The organism is Actinopolyspora mortivallis, assembly GCF_003001495.1.
Lineage (GTDB): Bacteria > Actinomycetota > Actinomycetes > Mycobacteriales > Pseudonocardiaceae > Actinopolyspora > Actinopolyspora mortivallis_A.
Map to the genome: position 1 here is coordinate 24,555 of NZ_PVSR01000039.1, position 11,101 is coordinate 35,655.

The window sequence follows — 11,101 nt, forward strand, 5'->3', positions numbered from 1 at the left end:
GGAACGAACGGAGGTTCCGGTTCCGCCTCTGCCCGGGGCTGCCGGAACAGGCCGCCGTGGGTGTCGAACTCCGTGGTCGAGGAAGGTGTTGACGGGATATGCCGGGTCTTGTCGAACGTCTGGTACCCGACGAGCTCTGGGAACTGTTCCGGGAGGTCGTTCCCCCGACGGTGGTGAGACGGCCGCAGGGCGGAGGACGACGTCGAGCCGATGACCGGGAAGTGCTGGCGGCGATCGTGTTCGCGGCCGTCACCGACTGCGCCTGGCGACAGCTGCCCCCGGTTTTCGGCGCGTGCTGGCCCACAGTCTACCGGCGTTTCGTGGAGTGGAGTCAGGACCGCGTGTGGACGCGATTACACCGACTGTGTCAGGAGCGGCTCGGCGAGCGGGAGCACTCGGAGTGGTCGCGGCGAGCCCTCGACTCCATCAGACGGCGCGGGACGAGGGCGGGCGCCAGCCGGGCCGAAACCCCGTCCCGTTGAGAGCCACCCGGAAGTCGGGGAGGGCGTCACCGGCGACAACGAACCGTTGTCGCCGGGCGAAGGGGTGGTGCCGGAACTATCCGAGCGGGATGTCGACGCCGTACTCGTCCTCGGTCCGAGGGCCGTGGATGCGCCGATCCGTTTCGGGGATGGCGACGTCGTTGATGCTCGCCTCGCGGCGCCGCATGAGGCCACGCTCGTCGAACTCCCACAGTTCGTTGCCGTAACTGCGCCACCACTGGCCCTCCGCGTCGTGGCACTCGTACTGGAAACGGACGGCGATCCGGTTCCCGTGGAAACTCCAGAGGCTCTTGCGCAGCGCGTAGTCCAGTTCGCGCTCCCACTTCCGCGTCAGGAAAGCGATGATCTCCTCGCGGCCGTGGACGAACGTGTCCCGGTTCCGCCACGTCGAGTCCGGTGTGTAGGCCAGTGCCACCCGGTGCGGATCGCGGGTGTTCCATGCGTCCTCGGCAGCCTGGACCTTGTGCAGGGCCGTCTCCTGTGTGAACGGTGGGTGGGGCGGGCGGTCTTCCGGCATTGTTGTCTCCCGGCGTCGAGGTTGAGAACGCACGTTCTCTGTCAGTGGGGTCTATGATAGAGAACGTACGTTCTCAATACCAGGGAGCCCGGATGCCAGCCCCGATCACCGAGGAACAGAACCGTCGGGACCGTGAGGTCCTGCTCGACGCGGCGGAGAGGCTCTTCTACGAGCGAGGCGTCCGGGCGGTCGGCATGGACGAGGTTCGTGCGGCATCCGGCCTTCCGCTGAAGCGGATCTACCGGTTCTTCGCGGCGAAGGAGGACCTCGTGGTGGCGGTGCTCGAACGTCGCGACCAGTGGTGGAGAGCAAGCCTGACCGCCCGCGTGGAGTCGGTCGCGGATCCCCGCGAGCGCGTGCTCACGATCTTCGACTGGCTTGCCGAGTGGTTCGCGGAACCCGGCTTCCGCGGATGCGCCTGGATCAACGTCAGCGGCGAACTGGGCCCGTCATCCGAGGCGGTGCTGGCCGAAGTCCGGTCACACAAGCAGGCATTCCGCGACCAGATCGCGACGTGGGTCCACGCCACCGGGATGCCGGTGGTCGAGCCGGTTTTCCTGCTCGCCGAAGGAGCCATCGTGACGGCCGGCATCAGTGGTGACCCCGCCCCGGCCCGTCAGGCGCGCGCAGCCGTCGCGACGCTGCTCGGAACACCCTGATCCCGGCCGCACCGTCACCGGTTCCCCGCCCGTGACACCCGGGAGTCCAGACGTTCGAGCAGCGCCCGGGCGAACCGCAGCGCGCTGCCCTCGGCGAAGGGAAGGTTGAGTGAGGGTTCGCACAGCTCCAGCTCCAGCACCAGCGGCTTGCCGTCGTCCCCCCGGACCAGGTCGACACGCCCGTAGAGCGGCGGGTTCTCCAACTCCAGGTGCGCCTGCGCGGCACGGAGCGCGGCCTCGGCCACGGCGAGTTCGTCCTCGTCGGCGTGCCGTGCCCCACGACTTTCGAAGGTGGGCACGTTCACCGTGCCGTCCGGCAGGAGCATGGCGCTCTTGCTGATGGCGTGACTGTGGACGCCCCCGAAACAGCTCAGGTTGGTTTCGCTGTTCCGGTCGACCGAGTCCATGTAGGGCTGCATCATGACGTGACCGCCGTTTCCGACCAGCCGCTCGACGTGCGCGGCTGCCTCGGCGATCTGTGAACGGGAAAAACGTCGCACGTTCTTCGAGTAGGCACCGATCGTGGGCTTCTCGACGACTTCCTCGGTATCCGGATGCGCGGAGAAGAACTCCCGCACCGCCGACAGCGGGTCCACACCGGGGCCGACGAACCGGGTCGGCACGGTCGGGACCCCGCCGGCGGCGAGATCTTTCAGGTAGCGCTTGTCACAGTTCCAACGCACGACGGGCAGGGAGTTGTGCAGGTGCGTGACCTCGGTGACCCGCTCGCACCACTCCAGGAACTCGCAGGGACGGTCCATGTAGGTCCAGGGGGAGCGCAGCAGGACGGCGTCGAAACGCGACCAGTCGGTGGAGGGCTCTTTCCAGTCGCACACCTCGGTTTTCACGCCGACCTCCTGACACGCCTCCGACAACAGGGGCATGTCGTAATCGACCGGCAGACTCTCTCGGTCGGTGACCAGGGCGACACTTCTCATGGGCGGATCCAATCCTGGGCGAACAACGGTTTCCGGGCGGAGAAGTCCGTGACGGAACGAGTCACCACGGCACGGTTTCTCCCATGTGCACGTAGCTGCCGGTCGGGCCGTCGCCGTCGAGCAGTGCCATGCGCACGCTCGTCGCGGCACCGTCCGCGACCTCGAGGTCCCCGCCGCCCTCGTTCATGTCGGTCCTGGTGTAACCCGGATGCACGGAGTTGACCTTGATCGGCGTGTCGCGCAGCTCGAAGGCCACATGCACCGTCCAGGAGTTGACCGCACTCTTCGAGGCACTGTAGGCGGGAAGCGACTTGAACGTGGAGCTGTACGTGTAGGAGTCGGTGTCGCTGTGCCGGGTCAACGAACCGAGCAAACTGGAGACGTTGACGATGCGTCCCGCCTCGGACCGGCGGATCAGCGGCAGGAAGGACGAGGTGACCCCGACGAGACCGAACAGGTTGACCTCGAACGTCTCGCGCCACTGGCGCAACGGCTGCTCCGAGGGGTTTCTGCCGTACTTCTCGACGCGGCTTCCCGCGTTGTTGACCAGGATGTCGAGGCGGCCGTGTTCGTCTTCGACGTGGGCGACGGCCGCGGAAACGCTGTCCGTGTTCGTGACGTCCAGTACGAGAGGGTCGACTTCCAGGCCGGATTCCCGCAGTTTCCTCGCCGCTTCGACGGTCGGGCCGTGAGCACGTCCGGAGAGGAGAACGCGAACTCCCTTTTCCGCGAGCTGACGTGCGGTTTCGAATCCGATTCCTCGAGTGGCTCCGGTCACGAGAGCCGTCTTCGGGCCGTACTCGGACACGTCGTCCTCCGTTCGTTGGAGCAGAAGGCCTGTGAGGTGTTTTTCCGTCAGCCCACCGACAGGAACTTGGAGATCGGGGGGCCGAACCGGTCCGGGTCGGAGAGGAAGGCGTCGTGCCCCTGTGGGGAGTCGACGGGGAGGAACTGGACGTCGGTCCCTCCCGAACTCAGCCCTGCGGCGATGTCGTGCTGCTGGCGCAGAGGGAAGAGAATGTCGGTCTCCACGCCGATGACCAAGGCCTTCTCCAGGTCCATCCTGGACAGTGCCTCACCGGTGGTGCTCCCGCACGACTCACCCAGGTCGAACTGGTCCATGCAGTAGCTCAGGTAGAGGTAGCTGTTGGGGTCGAAACCACGCAGGAACCGGTGGGCGTGTGACTCCAGGAAACTCTCCACCTCGAAGTCCGGGGCGAACGGCTCGTCGGTGGTGCGCAGGCCCCTCTCGGTACGCGCCCGGCCGAAACGGTCCTCCCACTCCCGGGGGGAGCGATAGGTGATCATGCCGAGCTTCCGTGCCGTGAGCATGCCGTGCCGGGGATAGCTCTCCGCGTCGTAGTGGCCACGGTTCCAGTGCGGGTCACGGCGGATGGCCTCGCGTTGCAGGGACCGGAACGCGATCGAGAACGGAAGCGCGTGCACCGCTCCGGAGACGTTGATGTGGGTGCGCGCGATACCGGGGTGCCGAGCCAACAGGGACAGCGCACTCATTCCCCCCATGGAGGTCCCTATGACACAGGCGAGACGCTCGAATCCCAAGGCGTGTACGGTGCTGGCCGCCGCGTCAGCGATGTCCTCGATGCACAAGGACGGAAAGTCGAGCCGATAGCGCTCGCCCGTGCGTGGGTTGACCGAGGCCGGCCCGGTGGAACCCTTGCAGCTGCCCAACGAGTTGATGCAGACGACGTACCAGCTGTTCGTGTCGATGGGCTTTCCCGGCCCCAGCATGGCCTCCCACCAGCCCGGGCTGGGGTCGTCCGCGTGCGAAGCCGAGTGCGCGTCGGCCGAGAGTCCCGTGAGGATGAGGATGACGTTGTCGCGCGCCGCGTTCAGCCGCCCCAGCGTCTCGTAGGCGATCCGGGCACCGTGCAGGGTTCCTCCCCGGTGCATCGCGAATCCGTCGGGAAGGTCGACGAAACGAGTGGACGGGGGGACGAATTCCCTCATAAGCCTGTTCCCCCTTGGGGCCGGGATTCGTGGGTCTCGGTGTCGAGGGAGGCCAACCACTCGTCGTCGGAGCCTTCGTTCGTTCCTTCGAACAGGAACGTGGAAAGGTAGCGCTCGCCGGTGTCCGGCAGCATCGCGAGCAGGACCGCCCCCTCGGAAGCGTTCTCCGCGACACGCAGCGCTGTCGCGACGGTGGCACCCGCGGAGATGCCGGTGAATATCCCCTCCTCCGCGGCGAGTCGGCGAGCGGTGTCGCGGGCCACCACTTCGTCGCAGGTCAGCAGGTCGTCGATGACGCTCTCGTCGAGTACCTCGGGGACGAAGTTCGGAGCGAGGCCCTGGATCCCGTGCACGTTCCACTCGTTGCCGGCCAGCACCGCGGCGTTCTCCGGCTCGAAGGCGGTGACCCGCACCTCGGGACGGGCCCGTTTCAGCATCTGACCGACTCCGGTCACCGTTCCGCTGGTGCCGAAGCCGGTGACGAAGTGGTCCAGCCGCTTTCCGGCGAAGTCACCGAGGATCTCCGAGGCCGTGGTCTCCCGGTGGTAGGCCGGGTTCGCCGGGTTCTCGAACTGTCTGGGGCGGAACCATCCGTGTTTCTCCGCCAGGGCGTCCGCCCTGCGATTGCCTCCGGCGCTGCCCTCGGAACCGGGGAACAGGAGGACCTTACCGCCGTACGCACGAATGAGTTTGCGCCGTTCCGTGGAGTAGGTGTCGCCCATGACCGCCACGAAGCGGTAACCGCGCGCGGCGGCCACCATCGCCAGGGCGATTCCCACGTTGCCCGAGGTGCACTCCACGATCGTGCCGTTGGGTTCCAGTTCCCCCCTCGCCTCGGCGTCGAGAACGACGGAGAGCGCCAGCCGGTCCTTCACCGACCCACCGGGATTGAACGACTCGGCCTTCGCGTAGAGCGTGACGTGCTCCGGGGCGATCCTGTTGAGCCTGATCACGGGCGTGCGACCGACCGTGTCGAGAATACTGTCATGGATAGGCATGAGGTAACCGTCCTTCGTAGACGAACGCCGCGGGACCTGTCAGCAGGACGGGGGCGGCGGGATCCGGCCAGGTGACGTGGAGCTCCCCGCCGGCCAGGGAGACGGAGACGGAGTCGTCGACGCGTCCGCGTCGTACCAGCGCCGCCACGGCGGCACAGGCGCCACTGCCACACGAGAGGGTCTCGCCCGCTCCGTACTCGTACACGCGCAGGCGGATGCGCTCCCGTGACACGACTTCGGCGAAGCCGACATTGACCGTGGACGGGGACAGGGGCGATTTCTGCAACGCCGGCCCCACTCCGGTGACCGGTGCGGTGTCGACGTCGGCCACCTCGATCACGGCGTGCGGATTACCGAGGTGGACCGAGGTGAAGCGTGGGCGCGGACCGTGACCGAGATCGACGTGGTGGCACTCCTCCCCGAAGTCCGGCGCGCCGGAGGAACGGCCCGGAACGAACCGTGGTGTGCCCATGTCGACGGTGAAGGTGTGCTCGTCCAGCACCTCCACCGTGTGCGTACCGGACGGGCTGTCGAGAGCGAACCGAGGGCCCGTTGCCAGATCCGCCCGGAGGAGCCAGGCGGCGACACAGCGTGCTCCGTTCCCGCACTGTCGTGCGGGCGCCCCCTCGGCCGTTCGGATGTCGAAGGAGGCGACGGCCTCGGTGCTCCGAGGAGTCCGGACGCCGAGGATCATGTCGCAACCGACTCCCGTGTGACGGTCGGCCAACGCTCGGCACACTTCCGGTGACGGGGGATCCGTCTCGCGCAGATCGAGCAGAACGAAGTCGTTGCCCGCCCCGTGCATCTTGCTGAAGCGAAGTTCCGTTGAGGTTCTGAGCGATTCCATGCGTGCAGAGTCCCGGAAAGAGGCGGATCGGATCACGTGGTGTCGGGACTTCCTCGGTACGGTCGCGCCGGGAGTCCGGCGGGGCAACGGTCAGTCCCGGGTACGGGTCGCTGGTCAGGAGGGGCGGGCGGCCTCCAGGGCGGGGGAAACCATGTCGATGATGACGGACACCGCTTTTTCGGTGCTTTCCTCGTCGGTCGGGGCGTTGAACTCGGCGAGCTCGATTCCCAGCAGCTGTTCCGGCGGAATCGACTCGAAAATGTCGCGGATCTGTTCCGGCATCATGCCGCCCGGAACCTCGTAGTCGGCCGGGACCGGGGTGTTCGGGTCGAGCACGTCCCAGTCGATGTGGACCCACACTCGTGCGCCGTCGACGGCGTCGAGAACGTTCTTCCCGTTGGCCTCCTCCGGGGGAATGACCCGGACTCCCGCCGAGTCGACGAGTTCACGTTCCCCCTCGTCGATGTCGCGTGTTCCGACGAGGACGGCCTGCTCGGGCCGGAGTCCGGAACCGTGACCGCTGTCCCAGAGTCCGCACGCACCGGCCAGCACCATCCCGCCGAGGTAGCCGGTGTCCGTCGTTTCCGGGGTGTTGAAGTCGCCGTGCGCGTCGACGTAGAGCACCACGGCATCCGGGTACTGCCGCGCCACCACCGGAAGCGTGGCGAGACTGGCCGAGCAGGTGTTCGAGGTCATGACCGTGAGGCCGTCGTTCCGAACGCTGTCGGACATCGCTTTCCGCAACCCGTCGAGGGTGTCCTTGGCCCGTGGAAGGCTGACGCTCCAGTCGTCGTCAGCGGGCGGGGCGGGAGTGCCGACGTACTCGGCACGAACCCCGTAGCGACTTTCCAGCTCTCGCGCGGTGCGTACCGCGCCCTCGATCATCCGCGCTTCGCGGTCGGCTACGCGTCCCCGGGAGACGATGAGGTCGAACATCAGCAGTGAACCTCGTCCTTCACGTGGTGGTACAGATGTCTCGGTGTCGTGGGTGGGAGCTGTTCCCACCGAGGGATCGGGTCAGGGCCCCCGAAACCTGAAGGGGCACTTGTCCGTCCGTTCCGTGTTCTCCTCCAGCAGTCCGTACTGTTGCCATTCGAGGGACTCGGATCCGTAGGTGCCGAGTTGCCAGGAGTGGGGCAGTCCGTCGTACCGCTCCACCCGGTTACGAATGTTCGAACGGACGTTGCGTCCGCTCGTGGTGTCTCCCGCGAAGATGTCGAAGCGTTCCCGCGGGTTTATGACGAGAGTGAAGTGCCTGCCGAGGTTGCGGCTGCGGCGTGCCCGGTGTCCGGGGTTGCTCATGTTGCAGAACAGGGGCATTCCGTTGAAACACATGGACCAGGTGCCGGATTCCGGGTCCTTTCCGATCTCCTCGGGCCAGGGGGCGGGGTCGACCTCGTGAAGTTTTTGCAGAACCTCCCATCCGAAGGCGTGGTAATCGGCGACGGAGTGCCTGTCTCCCAGGATGTCCGGTGAGAACGCCGCGACGAGTGGATAAGACGTATCCAGGTTTCCGTCCCATTCCTCGGATATGTCGACGTACTCCGTGAGACCTTCCGCCAGGTGTCGGATTCCGCGCTCCGTGATGTCCTCCACGAAGAGGAACTTCAGAATCCGTTTCCTGAAGGCGTTCCTGGAGAAGATGCACGGAAAATCCCTGCTCGTCAACCGCGCCGCGATGTCGTTGAACGCGTCGCGGTGCCACCCTTCCGCGCCTGCACTGACCTGGTCCTGGGAGACGAGTTTCCTGTTTCCGTTTTCCGTGTTCAACTGGTGACTCCTGCTCCGGACGGAGGATCGCAGTTCGTCGCACCTTGGCTTGATCCTTCTGTTCGTGACTGAAATCGGTGGATGGAACCACTTCGGTGTGCTTTCCCCTGTTCCCCGGTCCATGCGAGTGCGTGCGGTGCGACCCCGGTTCGTCGCGCGGACGCTTCGGCGGAAAACGGGAGAACGTCAGTGGCGATCTGGTGTGATGGGCACGGTCGCGGTTCGCCGTGTGTCCGTTCCGGACCGGAGAATCGGCGGAACGGGAAGAAAATCATGTCCCCAGTGTTCGTTCTCCTTCCGTGGACCAGATTGTACTGATCGTTGAGAGCGACAGTGCGACTGTAGCCGGGGGTTCCGTGACCTATCAAGCTTCACGTGATCGTCGAACTTCTGTTTTTTTTGGTGATCGTGGTGCTCGGTGAACCGGTGTTCGTGGTTGGGGGCGGTGTGGTGAGCTCGTCTGGTGGGGCGCGATTCTGGTCCACCGGTCGGATGCTCCGTTCGGTCGGGAGTTTCGCCGACGGAGAGGTGAGACCGCCGGGGACGATTGGTGGACGAACCGCTGAATGCGGTCCTCGGTGCCCGGTTGTCGTCGCACCCGACCAAAGGAAACAGTGCACGGGAGGGTCACTGAACCGGCGTGACGGGTTCCGGTACCCACGTCGACCGGAGCGCCGGAAGTGTTTTCGCTGGTTGTCGGTGAGGGAATCGACACCGTGTCTGTTGTCGGCCACCGGCGTTGGTCCGTTCGTGTGAAAGGCCGGATTCGCTCCTCGAATCCCGGGGCTCTCCCCCGAAACGTTCTTCTGTCACCCTCGACTCTCGACTGCTCTGTTCGGAGCAATGTGTACGGCCGTTTCGGCCATTTTCCTCGGAAAACGCCGCGGAGTCCGCTGTGGAGTCGTTACGTTGCCCGGAACGGGAGGTTCTGACGAGGAGGCGGGTTGCCCGAGGACTTCGGCGCGGACGTCGGGGCCACGGAGCGGATGGTCCGGCAGTGGCAGGAGCGCGCGACCGAGAAAGCCGAGAGGTTCGGCCGGATGCAGGCCGAGATCGAGGCCATCTCGGTGACCGAGTCCTCCGAGGACGGAGCGGTCAGCGTGACCGTGGGCTCGGACGGGACTCTGCGGGACCTGCACCTGGCCGAACACGCCGCCAACCGGTCGATGTCGAAGCTCTCCTCCGAGATCATGCGTGCGGTGCGGTGCGCGCGGTCGAGGCTGCCGGAGCTCATGCGACAGGCCGCCGCCGAGACGGTCGGCACCGAGGACCCGGCCGTCCAGCACGTCCTGAGCAAGGCCCGCGAGAGCTTTCCGGAGCCTCCGGCGGAGGAGCAGCCCGACGAGCCACGGACTCCGGGGGCCGGTGTGCGGGAGATGCACCTGGGTCCGGAGGACGAGGACGCAGCCGAACCGGGCCCGGAACGCTCCGCGCGCTCGCGGCGGCCGGAGGAGCCCGACGACGATGACGACGACTTCGAGAACCGGTCCTTCCTGCGTTGATCCTTCCACGTCGAGGGGAGTTCGCCGATGTCCGAGCAGGTGCACGTCACTCCCGAGGAACTGCGCGCACACGCGTCCACAGTGGATGAAGTTGTGGATCGGCTGAACACGGCCGTGGACGCCTCGCAGCAGGTTTCCCTGGACAACGACGCCTACGGGATCCTGTGTCGCCCCTTCGCGTGGATGTTGGACCCGGTGGAGCAGCACGGGATCGACACGCTGAAGAAGGCCGTCGAGGGGATGCGGGACACCGCCGAGAACCTCCGGGACGCCGCGCGGACCTACGAGTCCGTGGACAAGGACAACAGCGACATGCTCGGTGAGATCCGGACATGAACAATCCCCTCGTCGAGCAGGAACAACAGGCGCAGGACGGCCCGGGCCCGCTCACCGAAGGAACCGGGGAGGCGGGGTGGGGCACCGGCATCGGCATCGTCGAGTCCGTCAACGACGTCAGCAGCCTCAAGGACGGTTCGAGCTGGGTCGAGTCGGGACTGGCCTACGGCGGGCTCGCGATGGAGGCGGCCAGTCTCGCGGTCGACCCGATCGGCACGCTGATGTCGTACGGGCTGTCGTGGCTGATCGAGCACGTGCAGCCCCTCCAGGAGGCCCTGGACTGGTTCGCGGGCGACCCCGACGGGGTCCGGGCCTACGGGCAGACCTGGGCCAACGTCTCCGAGGAGGTCACCGCCGCCGCCCGGCAGTACGGCCAGGCCGTCGAGACCGACATCACGCGGTGGATCGGGGACGCCGGCGACGCCTACCGCAACCACGCCGCGAAACGAGGTGAGGCGCTGTCCGGTGCCGCCGAGCTGGCGAGCACCATCAGCTCGGTCGTGACGATCATGGGCGAGGTCGTCTCGTTCGTGCGTGAGTTCGTCCGCGACCTGGTTGCCGACTGCGTCTCCCGGTTGATCACCTACGCGTTGGAGGCGATCGGCACCCTCGGTCTCGGCACCCCGGTGGTGGCCACCCAGGCCACCGTCTTCGTCTCCAAGACCGTCACCAGGATCGCCGAGGTCGTCCAGAAGCTGGTCAGGACGATCAGCAACGTCTCGCCGAAGTTGGCGAAGATGGTCGAGGTCTTCGGCGAGATCATGAGTTCGCTCGGCAGGTTCGGCAAGAAGGTCGCCGACGGGATCGGCGAGATCCCCGACAGGTTCGCCACGAGCACCTGGAAGAAGTTCGACGAGACCTTCGGCACCGACGTCGTCGGCGGGCACCGGTCCCGGTTCGGTGACTCCGCTCCGGGCAGTGGGCCGGACTCCCCCTCGTCCCCGGACTCGCGGGCGGATCCGTCCTCCGGACCGGACGCCGGTTCCGAGCCGGACGTCTCCCCTCCCGGTGACACCCCCGGAGCCCCGAACTCCCCTTCGGAGGCCACGCCGCCCCGGAC

The 11,101-nt window shown here is 66.6% G+C and carries 13 protein-coding genes; 5 read left to right on the forward strand and 8 right to left on the reverse strand.

Translation table 11 applies throughout. The annotated features are described in order from the left end of the window. Window positions 1-98: 98 nt before the first annotated feature. The gene (locus CEP50_RS16790; RefSeq protein WP_106114899.1) at window positions 99-482 is read left to right on the forward strand and encodes a transposase; all 384 of its coding nucleotides are present in this window, start codon (window positions 99-101) and stop codon (window positions 480-482) included. A 76-nt stretch (window positions 483-558) separates the two neighbouring features. On the opposite strand, the gene CEP50_RS16795 is transcribed toward CEP50_RS16790, so the two are convergent. Continuing rightward, a complete protein-coding gene (locus tag CEP50_RS16795; RefSeq protein WP_106114900.1) occupies window positions 559-1,020 on the reverse strand; it encodes a nuclear transport factor 2 family protein in 462 nt (153 codons plus the stop codon). Window positions 1,021-1,112: 92 nt separating this feature from the next. Between CEP50_RS16795 and CEP50_RS16800 the strand changes: the two genes are divergently transcribed. Beyond that, the gene (locus CEP50_RS16800; protein ID WP_106114901.1) at window positions 1,113-1,679 is read left to right on the forward strand and encodes a TetR/AcrR family transcriptional regulator; all 567 of its coding nucleotides are present in this window, start codon (window positions 1,113-1,115) and stop codon (window positions 1,677-1,679) included. 14 nt (window positions 1,680-1,693) lie between these two features. On the opposite strand, the gene CEP50_RS16805 is transcribed toward CEP50_RS16800, so the two are convergent. From CEP50_RS16805 to CEP50_RS16835, 7 genes are all read right to left on the reverse strand, one after another. Then, window positions 1,694-2,617, reverse strand: a complete 924-nt coding sequence (locus CEP50_RS16805) for an ATP-grasp domain-containing protein (RefSeq protein WP_106114902.1) — start codon at window positions 2,615-2,617, stop codon at window positions 1,694-1,696. A gap of 61 nt (window positions 2,618-2,678) precedes the next feature. After that, the gene (locus CEP50_RS16810; RefSeq protein WP_106114903.1) at window positions 2,679-3,425 is read right to left on the reverse strand and encodes an SDR family oxidoreductase; all 747 of its coding nucleotides are present in this window, start codon (window positions 3,423-3,425) and stop codon (window positions 2,679-2,681) included. 47 nt (window positions 3,426-3,472) lie between these two features. Continuing rightward, window positions 3,473-4,588 carry a homoserine O-acetyltransferase MetX gene (metX, locus tag CEP50_RS16815; RefSeq protein ID WP_106114904.1) on the reverse strand — a complete coding sequence of 372 codons (1,116 nt, stop codon included), beginning with the start codon at window positions 4,586-4,588 and terminating at the stop codon, window positions 3,473-3,475. Continuing rightward, complete coding sequence (cysK, locus tag CEP50_RS16820; RefSeq protein ID WP_106114905.1) at window positions 4,585-5,586, reverse strand: cysteine synthase A; 1,002 nt, start codon at window positions 5,584-5,586, stop codon at window positions 4,585-4,587. The genes metX and cysK overlap by 4 nt, the downstream gene beginning before the upstream one ends. Further along, window positions 5,573-6,433 carry a diaminopimelate epimerase gene (gene dapF, locus CEP50_RS16825; protein ID WP_258175364.1) on the reverse strand — a complete coding sequence of 287 codons (861 nt, stop codon included), beginning with the start codon at window positions 6,431-6,433 and terminating at the stop codon, window positions 5,573-5,575. The genes cysK and dapF overlap by 14 nt, the downstream gene beginning before the upstream one ends. A gap of 114 nt (window positions 6,434-6,547) precedes the next feature. Next, window positions 6,548-7,369: an arginase family protein gene (locus CEP50_RS16830; RefSeq protein ID WP_106114907.1), complete on the reverse strand. Its 822-nt coding sequence runs from the start codon at window positions 7,367-7,369 to the stop codon at window positions 6,548-6,550. A gap of 81 nt (window positions 7,370-7,450) precedes the next feature. Continuing rightward, window positions 7,451-8,203, reverse strand: coding sequence for a YqcI/YcgG family protein (locus tag CEP50_RS16835; protein WP_106114908.1), 753 nt, complete (start codon window positions 8,201-8,203; stop codon window positions 7,451-7,453). A gap of 944 nt (window positions 8,204-9,147) precedes the next feature. Between CEP50_RS16835 and CEP50_RS16840 the strand changes: the two genes are divergently transcribed. The 3 genes from CEP50_RS16840 to CEP50_RS16850 form a co-directional block, all read left to right on the forward strand. Then, the gene (locus CEP50_RS16840; protein ID WP_106114909.1) at window positions 9,148-9,705 is read left to right on the forward strand and encodes a YbaB/EbfC family nucleoid-associated protein; all 558 of its coding nucleotides are present in this window, start codon (window positions 9,148-9,150) and stop codon (window positions 9,703-9,705) included. 27 nt (window positions 9,706-9,732) lie between these two features. After that, the gene (locus CEP50_RS16845) at window positions 9,733-10,041 is read left to right on the forward strand and encodes an ESX-1 secretion-associated protein (RefSeq protein ID WP_106114910.1); all 309 of its coding nucleotides are present in this window, start codon (window positions 9,733-9,735) and stop codon (window positions 10,039-10,041) included. Continuing rightward, window positions 10,038-11,101 (forward strand): WXG100 family type VII secretion target (locus CEP50_RS16850; protein ID WP_219905525.1); only part of this gene is annotated, 1,064 nt, incomplete at its 3' end. The genes CEP50_RS16845 and CEP50_RS16850, both read left to right, overlap by 4 nt.

Bases quoted from the DNA above. Each gene is read 5' to 3' on its own strand.
- CEP50_RS16790 (WP_106114899.1), top strand. From the start codon at position 99: ATGCCGGGTCTTGTCGAACGTCTGGTACCCGACGAGCTCTGGGAACTG.
- CEP50_RS16795 (WP_106114900.1), bottom strand. From the start codon at position 1,020: ATGCCGGAAGACCGCCCGCCCCACCCACCGTTCACACAGGAGACGGCC.
- CEP50_RS16800 (WP_106114901.1), top strand. From the start codon at position 1,113: ATGCCAGCCCCGATCACCGAGGAACAGAACCGTCGGGACCGTGAGGTC.
- CEP50_RS16805 (WP_106114902.1), bottom strand. From the start codon at position 2,617: ATGAGAAGTGTCGCCCTGGTCACCGACCGAGAGAGTCTGCCGGTCGAT.
- metX (WP_106114904.1), bottom strand. From the start codon at position 4,588: ATGAGGGAATTCGTCCCCCCGTCCACTCGTTTCGTCGACCTTCCCGAC.
- cysK (WP_106114905.1), bottom strand. From the start codon at position 5,586: ATGCCTATCCATGACAGTATTCTCGACACGGTCGGTCGCACGCCCGTG.
- dapF (WP_258175364.1), bottom strand. From the start codon at position 6,433: ATGGAATCGCTCAGAACCTCAACGGAACTTCGCTTCAGCAAGATGCAC.
- CEP50_RS16830 (WP_106114907.1), bottom strand. From the start codon at position 7,369: ATGTTCGACCTCATCGTCTCCCGGGGACGCGTAGCCGACCGCGAAGCG.
- CEP50_RS16845 (WP_106114910.1), top strand. From the start codon at position 9,733: ATGTCCGAGCAGGTGCACGTCACTCCCGAGGAACTGCGCGCACACGCG.